Below are 16,933 nucleotides of genomic sequence, written 5' to 3'. Positions count from 1 at the left end.
GGGAGCGGTCGCGCGGCGGCGGTCTGGGAGCCGGCTGCCCCCGTGCCGGCCCGACCGAGGTCTACCGCCGTTCAGTTACCGAACTACCACACAGTGTTCACGTGTACTGTACTACCCTTTTCGATCTTGGAGTTGGGCTGCGGGAACTGGGCTGTCACCCGGTCGGTCGGGTTGCCGAGCACGGCGAACCGGTCGATCTTCAGCCCACGCTGGCGCAGGACGTTCTCGGCGTCGCGGTAGGTCTTGCCGATCACTTTGGGGACGGTGACCTGAACGCCGCTGCTGTCACCGCCGCTGCCGTCACCGCCGCCGGTGGAGTCGGTTCCGTCGTCGGGCAAGGCGGCGACCGTCAGCGTCACGGTGCTCTTCGGCGCGATCGGCTGGCCGACGCCGGGGTCGGCGCCGATGACGTTGCCGGGGGTCGTGTCCTCGGTCACGGCCAGATCGCGCTGGACCGTCACGCCCGCGACGCCGAGGGCGTCGATCTCCGCCTTGGCCGCGTCGTAGGGCTTGCCGATGATGTCGGCCGGCATCTGCCTGGTGTCCGGCCCGCTCGACATGATCAGGGTGACGCCGTCGCTGGGCTTGAGCACCGTGTTGACGGCCGGGTTGGTGCCGATCACATGGCCGGCCGGGACGGTGTCGCTGGCCTGGTTGACCAGCCCGCCCACGGTGAGGTTGACCTCCTTGAGCCGGGCCGTGGCCTGGTCCTGCGTGAGGTTCGCGAGGTCCGGCACACCGACGGTCGCCGGCCCGGAACTCAGCCGCAGAGTGATCACCGCGCCCTTGTCGACCTTCGCACCGTCCTTGGGGTCCTGCTGGGCGACATGGCCGGCGGCCACGGTGGGGTTGGCGACCGGATCGAGGTAGGTCGGCCTGAGCCCGTGGTCCCGCAGCATCGCCTCGGCATCAGACTTGCTGAGGCTGGTCAGCAGCGGGACCTCGATCTTGTCGCTGGACAGCAGGCGCAGTGCGAGAAAGCCGAGCAGCAGGACCAGGACAGCCGCGCCGCCCACGGCGAACGGCGCGTACCGGCGCGCGCCTGAGCCGGGGCTGGCGGCACGGCGGCGCCCGTGCCCGGCGCCGAGGTAGCTGGTGGAGGTCGGGGTCGGTGGGGCGGCGGAACGGTAGAGCGCCCCGGTGCCGGGCTGGCTCGCCACGCCGCCCGCGTACGGCCGCCCGCCGGCGGCGTCGTGCTCCGCGATGCCCGCTCTCGGCTGTCTCGACTCCGCACCGGTGAACGGAACGGCGCCGTGCGGATCGTCGTAGTCGGCGTCGTAGTCGGTGGGCTGGAAGGGGCGGGTGTAGTCGGGCCCCGGGTCCTCGGGGGGCGGCCCCATCAGGCCGATCCGCTCGACCTCGCCGGTGAAGCCGGTCTGGTAGGCGTCCGGCGCGGGCAGGTACGGCCCGATGCGGTGCAGCTCGTCGAGCAGCGCCGCGCCGTCGGCGGGCCGGCGGGCCGGGTCGCGTGCCGTCGCCCGCAGCACGAGGCCGTCGAGCTCCGCCGGCACGCCCTCGACGACGGTGGACGGCGCCGGCACGTCGCCGTGGACGGACTGGTAGGCCATCGACATCGGGGTCGCGCCGCTGTGGGGAAGATGGCCGGTCAGCGACTCGAACAGCACGACCCCGGCGGCGTAGACGTCGCTACGGGTGTCGGCGGTGCCGAGGGTGACCTGCTCGGGCGCGAGGTACCCGACGGTGCCCATCACCACCCCGTCGGTGAGCGCCTGGGTGGGCTGGCCGAGCGGGCGGGCCAGGCCGAAGTCGGCGACCTTCACCTGGCCGTCGTCGCCGAGCAGGATGTTCTCGGGCTTGATGTCGCGGTGGATGATGCCCGCGTCGTGCGCGGCGGCGAGCGCCTCCATCACGGGCTCGATGATCTCGACGGCCTCGGCGACCGGCAGCCGCCCCCGGGCGCCCAGGTGCTGGCGCAACGACCGGCCGCGTACCAGCTCCATGACCAGGTAGTTGATCAGACCCGCCGGGGTGTGGTCGGAGCCCTGGTCGAGCACCGAGACGACCCGGGGGGTGTTCAGGCGCGCCACCGCCTTGGCCTCGCGGTGGAAACGGCCGACGAACTCCGGGTCGTGGTTGAGGTTGGGATGCATGACCTTGAGGGCGACGAGCCGGTCCAGCCGGTTGTCGTGTGCGACGTACACCGTCGCCATGCCGCCGACGGCGAGTCGTTCCTGCGCCGTATAGCGGCCGTCGAGAAGCCGACCTATGACGGGGTCGGCCACGGTGGCATCCACGGGAGACAGTTTACGATCGTCGCCGAACCATGCCGCTACCGGAGCCACGTGGAGTTAGCTCCGGATTCGACTGAGGGGCGGCGGCGAACGCAACGCCATGCCCGCGGACATGGCGTTGCCTATCGCCTTACCGGCCGATGCTCTTCGGTTGAATACCTGACCCTGCCGGTATGCGGCGATCGCGCTGCGCGGATCCGCCGCGGCGCACGGATACCGCCGCCCATCCGCCCCGGCCGGCGATGGGCGTGCCCCGGCACGTTCGAGTCGTCGCCGTCCGTGAGGATGAGATTCGCGGGACGTCGCCCGTCGGGGTGCCGCCCCCGATCCGCGGGCCCCCGGTCCGGCCGCCGCACGTGGGCGGCGTGCATCGATCCGGCTCGGTGGCGGTTGCGGGCCGGCTAGACTGGGGTCGCACCGGGGAGCCCGTGGACATGGGCTGAGAGGCCGGCCAGGAACACCGTCGGCGACCCGCATACCCGATCGCGGTCATGCGCGCGTGGGGAGGATGGTCATCATGTCGCAGGCTCCGTCAGGTCGCGCCGTTCCCGCGTCGGAGTGGTCCCGGCCGCCCGGCCCGGCGCTGTCCGGCGCCGTCGAGCCGGTCGAGAGTGATGAGCTCGTGATCGCCGGGCGGTCCTACGGCAGCCGCCTGCTGGTCGGGACGGGCAAGTTCGCGGCTCACGAGGTGATGCGCGACAGCCTGCTCGCCTCCGGCGCCGAGATCGTGACGGTCGCGCTGCGCCGGGTCGATCTCGACCGCGCCGGCGAGGGCGACGTGCTCGACTTCGTCCCGCCGGGGATGACGCTGCTGCCCAACACCTCCGGTGCGGCGGATGCGGCGGAGGCGTTGCGGCTGGCCCGCCTGGGCCGCGCCGCCACCGGCACCGGCCTGGTCAAGCTGGAGGTCACCCCGGACCCGCGGACGCTGGCCCCGGATCCGATCGAGACCCTGCGCGCCGCCGAGCTCATGGTCGCCGACGGCTTCACCGTCCTGCCGTACTGCTCGGCGGACCCGGTCCTGGCCCGCCGCCTGGAGGAGGCCGGCTGCGCCACGGTCATGCCGCTGGGTAGCTGGATCGGCTCGAACCGCGGGCTGCGCACCCGGGACGCGATCGAGGCGATCGTGGCGGGTGCGGGCGTGCCGGTGATCGTCGACGCCGGCCTCGGTGTGCCCTCCGACGCGGCGGAGGCCATGGAGATCGGCGCGGCAGCGGTGCTGGTCAACACGGCCATCGCGGTGGCGGCCGACCCGGTGCGGATGGCCCGGGCCTTCGCGCTGGCGACCGTCGCCGGGCGGCTGGGCCACCTGGCCGGGCAGGCGGGGACCGGGACGGCCACCGCGGCCTCCGCGTCCTCGCCGCTCACCGGCTTCCTCGGCGCTCTCGGCACCCCCGCGAACGGCAACGGCAGGGTGGCCGGGTGAGCGCGCCGCCGGGAGAGTTCGCCCGCGAGCTCGTCGCGCTGGACCTGTCCGGCCTGTCCGACCGGTCGCGGCGCGCGACGACGGCGGAGGTCGACGAGGTGCTGCGCCGGGTCCTGCCCGCCCCGGGCGGCCGGGGCGAGCCGGCGCCGGGGCGGGTCGGCCTCGACGAGCTGGCCGTCCTGCTCTCGCCGGCCGCGACGGGTCGGCTGGAGGAGCTCGCCCTCGCCGCCCGGACGACCACGCTGCGCCGCTTCGGCCGGGCCGTGCGACTGTTCGCCCCGCTGTACGTCTCGAACGCCTGCCTGTCGTCCTGCACCTACTGCGGCTTCGCCAAGGGTCTGCCGGTCGCGCGGCGCACGCTCAGCGTCGACGAGGTGGCGGCAGAGGGTCGGCTGCTGGCCGAGCGGGGCTTCCGCCACGTGCTGCTGGTCGCCGGGGAACACCGCATCGAGGTGTCCGCCGACTACCTCGTCGCCGTGGTGGAGCGGCTGCGGCCGATGTTCCCGTCGCTGTCGATCGAGACGCAGACCTGGTCGGACGACACCTACGCCCGGCTGGTGCGGGCCGGGCTGGAGGGCGTCGTCCACTACCAGGAGACCTACGACCGGGCCCGTTACGCCGAGGTGCACGTCGCGGGCTGGAAACGCGACTACGACCGCCGGCTGTCGTCGTTCGAGCGGGCCGCGGGCGCCGGGGCACGCCGGCTCGGGATCGGCGCGCTGCTCGGCCTCGCCCCGGACTGGCGGGCCGACGTGCTCGCTCTGGCCGCCCACGCCTCGTTCCTGTCGCGGCGGTACTGGCGGACCGAGGTGTCGGTCGCGCTGCCGCGGATCAAGCCCAGTGCCAGCGAGTTTCCGCCGGTTGTCGTCGTCTCCGACGCCGAGTTCGTGCAGGCGTACGCGGCCCTGCGGCTGTTCGAGCCCGACCTCGCGCTGACGCTGTCCACCCGGGAGCCGGCGGCGATGCGCGACGGCCTGGTCCGCATCGCCGTGACGACGATGAGCGCGGGTTCCTCCACCGAGCCCGGCGGCTACGGTTCGCCGGGTACCGCTCAGGAGCAGTTCTCGATCTCGGATGAGCGCCCGCCGGCCGAGGTCGCCGCGATGCTCGTCACGGCCGGCTACGAGCCGGTGTGGAAGGATGCCTTCCCCCTCGTCGACCCGCGGTGATGGCGGAACTCGACGCCGTCGGCGCAGAGCACTCCGCCCAAGGTCGTTCGGAACCCGGCCCGGCGGAGCCGGCCCGGACGATGCCGACACTAACGCGCTGTTCTGCGTGCGGACGGTGTCGACGCAATTCCCCTATGCGCGGTTTGAGGGTAGATGTGGCGCACTGTTCGTAATGTAGAGAGGGCATGCTCCGTCCTTCACGACCCGAATGACCGCGCGCGTCGGTAAGACCACTAGAGTGCCGGGCGTGCCTCGCATTCACCTGGTGTCGAACCTGCCCGGGGTGAACGCGCTCGGCGACCATCTGCGCGCAGCGGGTCTCGGCCCGACCTCGGCACGGTCGGCGGACGCGCTTCTCGTCCTCATCGATCGTCCCCTCGACCACGTCGAGCAGGAGCTGCTCGATCGCGCCCGGCAGTCCGTTCCGGTGCTGCTCGCCGGCCCGACCGTGCGCGCCCTGCCCGCCGACAGCCCGCTGGTGGAGGCCTCCGGCCTCATTCCCGGCCGGGCGACGCCCCCCTACGAGCTGCGGTTGCAGGCCGGGCCGCAGGGCGGCGCGATCATGGCCCGATCGGGTGACTTCCGTCCCCGGGAGAGCTGGGTCATCCCGGAGAAGGTCGCCGATGACGTCGAGCGGCTGGTGCTGATCCGCCACGAGATGGGTGACTATCCCGTCTGCACCTGGCGGCCGGCGACGGGGCTCGGCATGTTCACCCTGGGCACGGGTGCCGCCGTGCTCGGCGACGCGGCCTACCACCGGCTCGTCGGGCGGTGGCTGCGGCACTGCCTCGGCGTGCACGACGCGCCGCCGGTCGGCGTCGGCCTGCTCGGCACCCCCGACACCACCGCAGCCCACCACGCGGGCCTCGACGCGACCGAGGGGCTGGAGCTGACCGCCCTGTGCGACGGCGGCCCGGGTCGCGCTCCCGCGCACGCCGCAGGTCGCCTGCCCCGTCGGGTCGAGGACCCCGACGACCTGGTGAACGACCCCGAGCTCGGCGTGGTCGTCGTCGCCACCCCGACGCACACCCACCTCGAATGGGCCGGACGGGCGCTGGAGGCCGGCAAGCACGTGGTCGTGCAGGCGCCGCTGTGCCTGGCGACGTCCGATGCCGACCAGCTCGCCGAGCTCGCGGCCGAGCGTTCCCTGCTGCTCGCCGTCTACCCGGAGGGTCGGGCCGACCCCGGCTATCGCGCGCTGCGCGCGGCCGTCGGTCGTGGCGCGATCGGCGAGCCGCTGCGGCTGGAAGTGCACCGCGGCGGGCTGCGTCGACCCGTCGGGACCTGGCGCGATGACGAGCGGATCAGCGGCGGCCAGCTCTACGATCGCGGCGCCGCCGGCGTCGACCAGGTGCTCGCGCTCGTCGACGAGCCGGTCGAGTGGGTCAGCGCCGCGGAGCTCAAGCGGGTCTGGTACCATGTCAGCAACGCCGACCACAGCCGGCTGCTGCTGCGCTTCGCGAGCGGCGCGGAGGCACAGATCACCGTCTCCGACCTGACGGTGGCGGCCCGTCCGAGCCTCGAGGTGCTCGGCAGCGTGGGCACGCTGATCCTCGACGACGCCCCCGCCGCCGCGAACCTCGAGCCGCCTGACGGTGGGCCCGCGGTCACGGGCCGGCACGCCGGCCGCCGGGCCGCGCAGGACGACGACGCGGCCGGGGCGGCCTCGTTGCTGCTGGCCACCTACGACGGCGTCCGGACCCGCTATCCGCTGCCGGCGCCCGGGTCGGCCCGGGTCGGCACGGAGGTGTTCTACCGCGACCTCGCCGACAGCCTGGTCTCCGGTTGGCCTCTTGCGGGCTACGAGGTCGAGGCGGCCCGCCCGGTGGTTGCGGTGCTCGAGGCGGCGGTGCGTTCGGTGGCCACCGGCGGCGCGCAGGTCGTGCCGCTGTGATCAGGTCGCCGTGACCGTGCGCCGGCCCTGAACGTCTCCGGGACTGACGAGGTCACGGGTGGTGCGGACCCCGCCGGCACCCCACGACGCCGGTCCGGACTTAGGTGTTTACTGTTGACCATGGATTGGCTGACCCTGCCTGACGCCGCGACGCAGTTGCAGGTTCCCGTGACCCGAGTCCGGCAGATGGTGCGCGACCGAACGTTGCTGGCCCGGCGGGAGGGCGGCGTCCTACGGGTGCCGGCGGAGTTCATCGGCGACGGCGCGGTGGTCAAGGGCCTGCCCGGCCTGCTCACGCTCCTCGCCGACGCGGGGTTCACCGACGACGAGGCCCTCGACTGGCTTTTTCGGGAGGACCCGAGCCTGCCCGGCACCCCGATGCGGGCGCTCGTCGAGAACCGTGGCAAGGAGGTCAAGCGGCGAGCCCAGGCCCTCGCCTTCTGACCAGGCAGCGTGGTCGTGGGTCCTGCGGGGTCGTGGGTCCTGCGCGGTGCTGGGCTTCCGGGCTGTCGGGGGCTGCCGACTCCCGTAGGGTCGGGTCATGGTCGATCGCCCGCCGCCCGCCTCGGCGCCGGCGCCCACCCCGCCGACGGGACCTGCCCGGGCACAGATCGTCGTCAACGGCGCCGCCCGCGTGGTCGCGGACGGCCAGCCGCTGCCCGACCTGCTCGCCGAGCTCGGCCTGCGGCCCGGTTCGGTGGTCGTCGAACGCAACGGGGTGGCGATCACCCCGTCGGAGTTGTCCGGCATCCGGCTCGCGGATGGTGACACCTTGGAGATCGTGCGTGCCGTCGCCGGAGGATGAGTTGACCACAACGGGACCGACGCCGCCCGCCGACGCGGGGGACAGGCCGGCGGCAGCGGACAGGCCGGCGGCAGCGGACGGGGCGGTGCGGGCGGACCGGCTGCGGCGGCTCGCCGACGCCCGGCTGTATCTCTGCACGCCGCGGCGGGCCGAGTTCGGCCCGTTCCTCGACGCCGTGATCGGCCCCGCCGGCCGTGGTGGCGTCGACCTGGTGCAGCTTCGCGAGAAGAGCCTCGAATGGGCCGACGAGGTGCGCGGCCTGCGCGAGATCCAGGCGGCTGGCGCCGGCCGGGAGACCCTCGTCAGCGCCAACGACCGCGCCGATCTCGCCGCGTTCACCGGAGTCGACATCCTGCACGTCGGCCAGGACGACGTACCGCCTGCCTTCGCTCGCCGGCTGGTCGGTCCGGACGTCCTGATCGGCCAGTCGACGCACAGTCCCGAGCAGTTCCTGGCGGCTCTGGCCGATCCAGACGTCGACTACGTGTGCGTCGGTCCGGTGCACGCGACGCCGACCAAGCAGGGACGGCCACCGGTCGGGCTGGGGCTGCCCCGGCTCGCCGCCCGCCATGCCCCGCCGTTCGAACCGGGCGCGAAGCCCTGGTTCGTCACCGGCGGGGTCGGTCCGGACACCCTCGACGACATCCTCGCCACGGGGGCCCGCCGGGTGGTGGTGGTGCGAGCGTTGACCGCCGCCGAGGATCCCGCCGCCGCAGCCGCCGCGCTCGCCCGGCGGCTGCGTACCGCTTCCAGCGGCAGCGCGTGCGGCACCTGAGCTACCTCGCCGTCCTGGCCGGCTGCCTGCTCGGCACGGCGCCGCTCGAACTGTTCCTGGGTACCAGGGTCTACGCCCGTCCGCGTCGCCTGCTGCTGACGCTGCTGCCCGTCGTCGCGATCTTCGTCGGCTGGGACGTGTACGCCATCGCCGCCGGTCAGTGGAGCTTCGATCCGCGCGGCGTCACCGGCGTGCGGCTCCCCGGCCACCTGCCGCTGGACGAGCTGCTGTTCTTTCTCGTGGTTCCCGTCTGCGCGGTGATGACGCTGGAGGCCGTCCGCTCGGTGCGCGGCTGGCCGGCCGGTGACGAGCCGGACGACGATCCCGCCGGCGAGTCCGCCGACCTCGCCGACGCCGACGCAGACTCCGCCGCCGACGCAGACTCCGCCGCCGACCTCGACGCCGACCTCGATGCCGACGCTGACTCCGCCGCCAGCCTCGACGCCGGCCCCGGCTCCGGCGACCTCGAGGTGGCCAAGGCCCCGGGCGCGGCGGGCGGGCCAGGGGGCCCGGGGGGATGAGTTACACGGCGCTGGCGGTCCTCGGAGTCGCCGTGGCGGTCGCCGCGGACCTGTGGCTCCTGCGCACCCGGCTGCTGACCCGGCGGATCTTCTGGGTCTCGTATGGGATCATCGTCGTCTTCCAGTTGCTCGCCAACGGAATCCTGACCGGGTTCGGCATCGTCGTCTACGAGCCGGGCGCGATCGCGGGGCTGCGGATCGCGTACGCCCCGGTCGAGGATCTGCTGTTCGGCTTCGCACTCGTCACCCACACACTTACCTGGTGGGTCTGGTGGGGTCGTCGGCTGGACCGGTCACCCCGACGCCGCCCCGCCCCCGCCGAGCGCCACAAATAGCCACGTTGCGTTACATTTGCGAAACTGAATGAAATCTCTCCGCACTCCGTGACGGAAACGAGCGAATTGGCTCCCTGGAGGTCATCCATCGGCCTAATCTCGACCGTGATGACGCATGATGTTGCGGGGGGCCCAGGTTCCGCGGGGCGGCACCGTTCTCCCTGGGGTAAGCCGGGCAGGATTCTGCCCATCCGGTGGGGGCGCATCATCGCCGTAGTGGTTGCATTGGCGCTGGTGGTTGTGAGTCTGGTGCTGATCCGTGGTCGATTGGCCGGGGATGGCCGCGCCGCCGGGCCCGTCCACCGCTCCGGCGTCCCGACCGCCCCGTTCGCGCCGAGCGCGCAGAGACCCTCGGACGTGCTGACCGCGACCACGGCGACTCACCGACCGAGCTCGACTGCGGCCGCATCCTCGACCCCCGCGGTCGGCAGCGCCGCCGCGACCACGACCGCGCCGGCTCCGGCGATCGTCTCGCCGTCCGGCGCGCCCACCGGAGTCCGTTCGCGCGCCGCGGGGCGCAGCGGCGCCGCGGTCGTCCCGGTCGCACCGCGGCCCACCGGTTCGGTCCTCGCCGTGAGCGCGACGACCGTCGATCTCGGCCCGGTCGACTCGGTCTGGCGGCTCGACCTGCGCGGCGAGGGCACGGCACCGGTCGACGTCGCGGTCGGGGCGAGCCCCTCCTGGCTCGCCGTCGTCCCCGACCGTCCCCGCGTCAACCCGGGGGCGGACGTCCCCCTTGTGATCACGCTCGACCGGTCTGTGGCCCCGCCGGGGCCGGTCGACGTCACCGTGCCGGTCAACGCCCGCAACGGCGTGGGCGGTGCCGACGTGCGCATCACGGCCAGCGTCGACGGACCGCCGCGCATCCAATCGGTGACGGCCGCACCGGATCGGATCGTGCGGGCGGGCTGCCCGCCGGCGGCGGGCGTGGCGCGGTCGACGGTGACGGTGACGGCGCTCGACGAGACCGGCATCTTCGCCGTGGAACTGGCCGCAGTCCTGCCCGGCGGGCGGACGACGACCGAGTCGCTGAGCCTCGGCCAGGCCACGGGAGACCGCTCGACGTGGACCGGCACGCTGGCGTCGACGCAGGACCCCGGCACGATCAACTACACGGCCACCGTCACGGATCTGGAAGGTCGGCGCTCGCAGTCGTCGGGTTCGCTCGTCGTGCTGCCGTGCCCGTCCTGAGCCGGCGCCGCGGGGTGTCCCGCGCCGGTCAGCGGCCCGAAAGTGCGGCCCGAAAGTATGGTGCCGCCCGGCTCGGGGGGTGCCGGGCGGCGAATCCATCATCGCAGGAACGCCCCGGCTCGCCAAGACCTTGGCCGGTGTCCTCCACTGGCCCCTCGCTAACGTAGGCGAGTAAGGCCAGGTCAGGAGGGGCGTCGATCGGGCCGTTCCCCGGCCAGGTGGTGGCCATGGCCGCCGCCGGTGGTCGGACCCGTGGGTGTGTCGTCGAGCCCGGGTGTGTCGTCGGGGCCGGCTGCGGGTGTGGGCGGCCGGGGGCGCGCGAACAGCCGGGTCGCGGTGATGACGCCTGTGACGGCCGCCCCTGCGGAGACCGGGTCGGGCGGGGTCAGCCCGGGTCGTAGATGCTCCTCCACTCGCAGGTACTTGCGGCCGGCCCGCAGGTCCGCATCGTTGCGCAGCCGGACGATCAGCGGAAAGGCCGACAGGGCAGCGGTGTCGAACAGCCCCGTCGTGTAGACGAGCTGGACGCCCAGCCGGTCGGCGACGGCGAGCTGGAGGTCGAGGAGGTAGCCGGCGCTCGCCCGGCCGATCGGATTGTCGAGGAACAGCACGCCGGCATGCGGGGCCCGGAGCTGGCCGCGGTCGTTGGCCCGCAGGGCCGCCATCGTGCAGTACAGGATGATGGCGGCGGTGAGCTGCTGACCGCCGGAGAAGACATCACCCAGCTCGCTGACTCGCACCCGCTCGGTACGCAGGACTGCGTCCGGTTTGAGGATCTCGACCCGCACGCCACGGGGAAGCGCGGCGCGGACCCCGCGCAGCAGCAGCCCCATCCCGTCGCGGAGCACGGCGGCCGCGGCACGGGTGCCGCGTGCGTCGCCGGTCCCGACGCCGACGGCCACGCCCGGTCGGGGTCGGGTGGCCACCGCGGCGGCGGCCGTCTCGTCGACCACCCGGCCGAGGGCCTCCGTCAGCGCCCGGTCATCCGGCTCGGCGAACGTGATGCGCAGGAAGTCCTGACCCGACCAGTCGCCGAGCTGGTCGGGGAGGCGGGACAGGCGGCCGGCGGCACGCAGCGTGCCGAGCGCGGCGCGGACCATCCCCTCCAGGCGGGCGACGATCGCCTCGCGGTTGCGGCCGATGTGCGCGAGGTCGTCGTCGAGGCTGCGCAGCCGCGGCGCGAGGGCCTGCGCCCAGGCCGCCGCCCCGTCGGCCACGGCCTCGCGTCCTGCCCGCCGCATCTGACGGCGGGCGGGGCTGCGCACGGCGTCGAACCGGTCCTGCGCCGCCCAGGCGGTGACCACGTCGGCCGCCGTCCGCACGGCGCCGGCGGCCTGGCCGTAGCCGGCGGCCGCCTCCCGCCACGCGAGGCGCAGCCGATGGGAGCTCTCCCGAGCCTGGCGCGCGTCGCCCGTGAACGGGACGGCTACCGCGACCCCGTCGGCCGGCGCGGGATCGTCCATCGCCGGCCCGGCGAGCGCGGACGCGCCCCGTTCGCGCTCGCCGGCGCCGCCTGTTCCGGCGCTCGCCGGGCCCATGGTCGGCTGGGTCGCAGCGGGCAGGTCCGCGAGGCTCTCGGCGATGGCGGTGAAGGCGTCCAGTTCCTCGGTGTGCCGGGTGGAGCGCTCGACGAGGTCGTCGCGGACAGCGCGGGCCCGGGCGTGACCGTCCTCGGCGTGCTCGACCGCCGCGGTCGCGGCGCGCAGCAACTCCCCGGCGTGACCGAGATCCGTCGGGACCTGTTCCCCGGTGAGCGGCGCCACCCCGCGTCGCTGTACCTCCGCCGTGGCGGTGCGCAGTTCCTCGCGCAACGCGCCAAGCCGCTCGCGGGCGCCGTCGAGTTCGGCCCCGACCGCCGCGGCCGACCGGCGAGCCCGCGCCTCACCGGCCGCCCGGGTCGCGCTGTCTCCGCCGCTGACGCCCGCGAGAAGCTCGCGGGCCCGTACGCGCACGGCCGGCTCGAAGGCCTCGAGTGCCGCTCGGGCGGCGGCCTCCTCCCGGCGGGCCCGATCGACCTCGCCGCGCAGGTCCGCGCCGACCTCCACCTGCGCGTAGGTGCGGCTTGCGGCCTCGTAGGCCGCGCGCAGCACCGCCACGGGCGGTCTCGGCTCGTCGCCCGCGCTCGCCGTCGCCGCGGCATCGCCCGCACCGACGACGCTGCCGCTCTCCGCGCGGGCGGCCGCGGCGTTGCGGCGCGCCTCGTCCGCGCGCCGGACGGCCTCGGCGGCCGCCCGCCGCTGCGTCGCGGCGTGTTCCCGAGCTGCCCGGGCCTCGGCCAGCCGGTCCTCGGCGACCGCGGCGACCTGCTCGATCTCCCGCTCGGTCGCGGCCAGGTCGCCGACGGACCGAGCGAGCTGGTCCAGCGCGGTCGCCCGCGCGGCAGCCTCGGCGGCGGCCAGCCGCAGCGGTTCGACGTCGGCGAGCGCGCGCCGTGCCGCCTGCTCGGCTGCGGCCGCCTCCCGGCCGGCAGCGGCGAGCTCCGCCTCGGCGGCCGTCAGCGTCTCCCGGGCGGCCGTGAGCTGTGTCCCAAGCCGGTCGAGGTGTCCGGGGGGGTGGGTCCGCCGCCAGCCGGCGAGGGCTGCGGCGAGGTCACGGTCCGTCGCGATCCGGTCGGACAGCGCCGCGGCGAGCGTGGCGCGCTCGTCCTGGCGTGCACGGATGGTCTCCCGCTCGGTGGCGGCGGCCGCGGTGTCGTAGAGCGCCGGGTTCGGCCGGACCATCGTGATCCGTTCGCCGTCGATGACCGGGTCGGCGTCGTCGAGCAGGTCATCGACCCCACCCACGGCAACCACACTGTCGGGGAGCAGGGCGGCGGCGTCGAGTACCTCGCGGATCCGCGCGTGACCCGCCCGATCTGTGATGATCACCCCGTCGGCGAGGTGGGGCCGCGCCCGCAGGACCCGTTCGCGCCGTGCGGCCGGCACCGCATGCGCGAGATGGGACCAGCCGGCGACCGCGGCGATCCCGGCGGCCTGCAGGACGTCGACCGCCGCGGCGACCTCCTCGCGGGGTGGGCGCAGGCCGCCCCCGCCCAGCGCGCCGAGCAGGCGCCGGTCGGCGTCGGCGGCCACCGACAGAGCGAGCCGGCGCGCCTCCGCCGCGGCGACCGCCTCCGCCAGCCGTTCCCCGGCGGCCTCGGCGACCGCGTCGAGGATCCGGTGCGAGCCCGCGGCGGCCTCGTCGTCGCTGACGGTGGGGCTCGGGTCGGTGCCCCGGGACTCCCCGTCGGCGGCGCTGGCCTCCTGGTCGGCGGCGGCCGGCTCGTCCTCGTCCTCGCCCGCGACCTCGTCCGGTCCGCCCAGTCCGCTGGCCGGGCCCGCGTCGCCGAGCAGCTCCGCGAGTCGGCCGTCGGCGAGCAGCGCCGCCGCGCCGGCCCGTGCCTGGTCGAGCTGGCCGGTGAGCCGATCCAGGGCCGCGCCGGCCGAGACGACGCGGTGCTGGGCGGCGCGGGTCGCGGCGTCCGCCGGGCCGCGGTCCTGGGCGTGGGTGGCGTGGCGCAGCGCGTCACGCACGGCGGCGGCGGCCTGCTGAGCCTCGGCGCCGGCCCGCTGCGCCTGACGGGCGAGATCGGTGCCGCCGGGGGCGATCAGCCCGGCCCCGGCGGCGGCGGCCAGAGCGTCGAGCGCCGCCGCCCGTCGCTGGTGCAGGGCCTGTTCCCGGGCGCGCGCCTGCGCGGCCTCGTCGCTGGCGCGGCGGTCCGCGCGGTCCGCCGCGCCAGCGCGCCGGTCGTGCTCGCCGGCCTCGGCCTCCGCCTGCCGGGCCGCCTCGCCGGACGCCTCGGCCAGCCGGTTCAGGCCGAGCAGCAGGGCCCGCGCGGCGCCATCACGGTCGGCCAGCGCGGGCGCGGCGACGTCCTCCGCATCGGCGACGAGGCGGGTCAGCCGTTCCGCCTCGGCCGACGCCGCCGCAAGCCGTAACACGTCCTCGGTCGCCCGCCAGGCGTCGATCTCGGCGGCTGCGGCGCGGGCGTCGGTGACGAGCCGGTCCCGCTCCCGCTCGGCGTCGGCGAGGCGCAGCTCGGCGATCCGTCGGCGCAACGCGAGAACGGCGCCGTGCCGGCGCGACCGGGCCTCGTCGGCGTCGCGTTCCGCGTCGCGGGCGGCCTGCACCTGGGCGGCGAGCCCGGCCAGGGCGGCGGCGTCGCGGCGCACCCTGGCCCGCACGCCGTCGTGCAGGTCCGCGATGCGGGCCTGGGTGGCCGCGTAGCCCGCACCGGCGCTGGCACGCCGTTCGACCGCGTCGGCCAGCGGGGCGAGTCGCGCCAGCGCTCCCGCGACGAAGTCGCGCTCGGCGCCGAGCGCGGCCCGTTCGGCGAGCTTGGTCGCGTAACCGTCGACGACGTCGGCGATGCCCGCGGGGTCCTCGGGCGGGGTGACGGCGCGCAGCAGAAAGTCGACGAACTGCTCGTCGGAGCCGAACGAGAACGCCTCGGCCGCCTCGCCCTCGCCGGCGTTCATCGCCCGCTGGTAACGGAACAGCTCGGGATCGAGGCCGAGGGTATCCAGGTGTTCCCGCCAGGCGCCCTGGTGCGTCTCCCAGGTCAGGTCGAGCGCCGGGTCGGCCCCGTGGGCGTCGTGGAGCCGGCCCCGCAACCCGGCGAGGGTGACCTGGCGGCCTTCGGCGGTCAGCGGCAGAGAGGTGATCTCCAGGCTGCCGCCGGGGCGGAAGGAGTACCAGGCCTCGGTGAGTCGAGCGGCGTCGGCCGCGCCGCGGCCGCGCCACTCGCTCACCTTGCCGGTCACCACCCGGTGCCCGGTCACCGCGTGCTGCCACTCGCAGATGACGTGAGCGCAGTCGCCGGGCAGGACGAAGTTGTCCAGCACCCGCCCGTTGGAGGTGCCGACGACCTGCCGCCGACCGGGCAGCACCACCGAGAAGATCAGCTTGATCAGGACGCTCTTGCCGCCGCCGTTCTCCAGGAACAGCACCGAGGCGGGGGAGGGGCGCCGTGGCCGACCCGGCGCGACCGCCGTCCCCGCAGCCGCCGTCCCCGCGACCGCGGTCTCCGCAGCCGCCGTCCCTGGGTCGATCGCCGTGCCTGGGCCGACCGGGGCCACCGGCGACGGCGCGCTGGAAAGCGCGGGAACTGCGGGGAGGGCGGCGTCGCGGCGCTGGCGGGGCGTGACGGGGAACAGCCCGTCCTGGCGCGGCCCGGCGACCGGCGCGCCCACTCCCGAGAAGTCCAGCAGCACGTCACCGAAGCGGGCGCCCGGCGGCCCGATCGAGTGCAGCCGCACCCGCGACAACTCATACATCCGCGGCCTCTCCGGCCGGCGTCGTCTCCAGCAGGGCCGGCTCGTCGACGAGGACCCGCACGCTGCCGGCGCCGTCGGTGACCGTGACCACGCCGAGGGCCAGCAACTCCTCGAAGGCCGCATCCGCGGCCAGCTCGCGGACCTGGACCTGATAGCGGGGCGTGGTCCGGTACGTGCCGCCGGCCTCGTCGCCGACCGGAACCAGGCAGCCCGACTCGACGAGGAAGTTCATCGCCCGGGCGATAATTCCCGTCGTCGACCCGGCGAGGCGGCGCGCGTCGCGGGTGGTGCCGGTCGAGGTGCGCCGGGAGTAGAGGCGCCAGGCGGCCTCCAGCCGTGGCGCGTCGACCGGCGGATCGGTGTTCAGGTCGTCGGCGGTGCGTTCGGCCAGCAGCCGGCAGGTCTCCCGGACGAACGCGTCGACGCCGTGCACGCTGACCCGCCCGACGTAGGAGGCGTCGGCGAGGTCGGCCGGCCGCGGATAGGCGAGCGCGGCGACGGCGAGCTGGGCGAGGGCGTGCAGCAGCCGGTCGGCCGCGCGGTGCTCGCCGCCGGCGCGGCGGGCGTAGTCGCCGATCCGAACGGCGAAGGCCGAGTCGTCGGCGCCGGCCGGGACCAGACCTGCCCGCTCGGAGACGTCGAGCACGACCAGCCCGAGGCCGGCGGCGATCGCCTGGGTCAACGCGGCGAACTCCGCCTCCCGCAGGTAACGCCGGACCAGGTCGCGGTAGTCGGGGTCACGAGCCGGCACCAGCCGGGGCCGCAGGCCGAACGACACCAGCCGGGACGCCTCGTGGGCGTCGGCGCGCCGCCGCTCGGCCCCCCGCCCCCCGTCGCCCGGCCCGCCGTCGACCGGCCCGCCGTCGACCGGCCCGCCGTCGACCGGGTCGGCGTCGATCGACCCGCCGTCGATCGGGTCGGCGTCGATCGGGTCGCCCTGTGGGTCCGGGACGCCCGTGTCAGGTTCCCGGCTCATCGTGACCTCCTTCCCGCCGGCGCGGCCGCGCCGCCCGCAGCCTGCAGTTCTGTCAGGACTGAAGTGATACCAGCCGGGTCCGACGATTCCGCTTCGCCCTGCGGCCCCCGGGCGACCGCACCATCCGCGACGGCCGCGGCAGTGCCGGCCGTCCCCGCGATCGCCGCCGCGCTGGCCGTCTCCGCGCTGGCCGTCCCCGTGCTGGCCGTCCCCGTGCTGGCCGTCCCCGTGCTGGCCGTCTCCGTGCTGGGAGCCGCGACGATCCGGGCCCGGCCGACGAGCAGGTCGGCCCCGCCGAACTCCGGATCGTGCAGCGGCGTGCCGTCGTCGACGG

At 75.2% G+C, this 16,933-nt stretch carries 13 protein-coding genes and 1 pseudogene; 9 read left to right on the top strand and 5 right to left on the bottom strand.

All coding sequences use genetic code 11. The features are described from left to right. Positions 1–83 precede the first annotated feature (83 nt). Positions 84–2,243: a Stk1 family PASTA domain-containing Ser/Thr kinase gene (locus FF36_RS23035; RefSeq protein ID WP_052681357.1), complete on the bottom strand. Its 2,160-nt coding sequence runs from the start codon at positions 2,241–2,243 to the stop codon at positions 84–86. 526 nt (positions 2,244–2,769) lie between these two features. Between FF36_RS23035 and FF36_RS23030 the strand changes: the two genes are divergently transcribed. The 8 genes from FF36_RS23030 to FF36_RS22995 all read left to right on the top strand — a co-directional run bounded on the left by FF36_RS23030 (position 2,770) and on the right by FF36_RS22995 (position 9,177). After that, positions 2,770–3,678 carry a thiazole synthase gene (locus FF36_RS23030; protein ID WP_082122158.1) on the top strand — a complete coding sequence of 303 codons (909 nt, stop codon included), beginning with the start codon at positions 2,770–2,772 and terminating at the stop codon, positions 3,676–3,678. Further along, complete coding sequence (gene thiH / locus FF36_RS23025) at positions 3,675–4,847, top strand: 2-iminoacetate synthase ThiH (protein ID WP_044887239.1); 1,173 nt, start codon at positions 3,675–3,677, stop codon at positions 4,845–4,847. Before FF36_RS23030 ends, thiH begins: the two co-directional genes overlap by 4 nt. A gap of 208 nt (positions 4,848–5,055) precedes the next feature. Beyond that, positions 5,056–6,741 carry a Gfo/Idh/MocA family protein gene (locus FF36_RS23020; RefSeq protein ID WP_082122155.1) on the top strand — a complete coding sequence of 562 codons (1,686 nt, stop codon included), beginning with the start codon at positions 5,056–5,058 and terminating at the stop codon, positions 6,739–6,741. A gap of 120 nt (positions 6,742–6,861) precedes the next feature. Next, a complete protein-coding gene (locus FF36_RS23015; RefSeq protein ID WP_044887238.1) occupies positions 6,862–7,185 on the top strand; it encodes an Rv2175c family DNA-binding protein in 324 nt (107 codons plus the stop codon). Between the two features lie 97 nt (positions 7,186–7,282). Beyond that, on the top strand, positions 7,283–7,546 hold the full coding sequence (gene thiS / locus FF36_RS23010) for a sulfur carrier protein ThiS (RefSeq protein WP_044887237.1): 264 nt from the start codon (positions 7,283–7,285) through the stop codon (positions 7,544–7,546). An 85-nt stretch (positions 7,547–7,631) separates the two neighbouring features. Beyond that, positions 7,632–8,321: a thiamine phosphate synthase gene (locus tag FF36_RS23005; RefSeq protein ID WP_044887236.1), complete on the top strand. Its 690-nt coding sequence runs from the start codon at positions 7,632–7,634 to the stop codon at positions 8,319–8,321. Then, a complete protein-coding gene (locus FF36_RS38790; RefSeq protein WP_236706260.1) occupies positions 8,309–8,842 on the top strand; it encodes a lycopene cyclase domain-containing protein in 534 nt (177 codons plus the stop codon). The genes FF36_RS23005 and FF36_RS38790 overlap by 13 nt, the downstream gene beginning before the upstream one ends. Then, positions 8,839–9,177, top strand: a complete 339-nt coding sequence (locus FF36_RS22995) for a lycopene cyclase domain-containing protein (protein WP_044887235.1) — start codon at positions 8,839–8,841, stop codon at positions 9,175–9,177. Before FF36_RS38790 ends, FF36_RS22995 begins: the two co-directional genes overlap by 4 nt. Before the next feature lie 380 nt (positions 9,178–9,557). Here FF36_RS22995 and FF36_RS38785 read toward each other — a convergent pair whose 3' ends face one another. Further along, positions 9,558–9,734, bottom strand: coding sequence for a hypothetical protein (locus tag FF36_RS38785; RefSeq protein ID WP_242419197.1), 177 nt, complete (start codon positions 9,732–9,734; stop codon positions 9,558–9,560). 16 nt (positions 9,735–9,750) lie between these two features. Here FF36_RS38785 and FF36_RS38780 point away from each other — a divergent pair, with 16 nt between their 5' ends. Beyond that, positions 9,751–10,368, top strand: a complete 618-nt coding sequence (locus FF36_RS38780) for a hypothetical protein (protein ID WP_236706262.1) — start codon at positions 9,751–9,753, stop codon at positions 10,366–10,368. 182 nt (positions 10,369–10,550) lie between these two features. Here FF36_RS38780 and FF36_RS22985 read toward each other — a convergent pair whose 3' ends face one another. The 3 genes and pseudogenes from FF36_RS22985 to FF36_RS33195 form a co-directional block, all read right to left on the bottom strand. Continuing rightward, positions 10,551–15,623 carry a hypothetical protein gene (locus FF36_RS22985; protein ID WP_044887233.1) on the bottom strand — a complete coding sequence of 1,691 codons (5,073 nt, stop codon included), beginning with the start codon at positions 15,621–15,623 and terminating at the stop codon, positions 10,551–10,553. Next, positions 15,616–16,599, bottom strand: coding sequence for a hypothetical protein (locus FF36_RS22980; RefSeq protein ID WP_044887232.1), 984 nt, complete (start codon positions 16,597–16,599; stop codon positions 15,616–15,618). The genes FF36_RS22985 and FF36_RS22980 overlap by 8 nt, the downstream gene beginning before the upstream one ends. Further along, positions 16,596–16,933: pseudogene (locus FF36_RS33195) on the bottom strand (hypothetical protein); the annotation flags it as partial. The pseudogene FF36_RS33195 and the gene FF36_RS22980, both read right to left, overlap by 4 nt.

The sequence above is a fragment of the Frankia torreyi genome, assembly GCF_000948395.1.
Lineage (GTDB): Bacteria > Actinomycetota > Actinomycetes > Frankiales > Frankiaceae > Frankia > Frankia torreyi.
The sequence above is the reverse complement of the archived record's forward strand: the minus strand, read 5'-3'. Positions and strand labels throughout refer to the sequence as shown.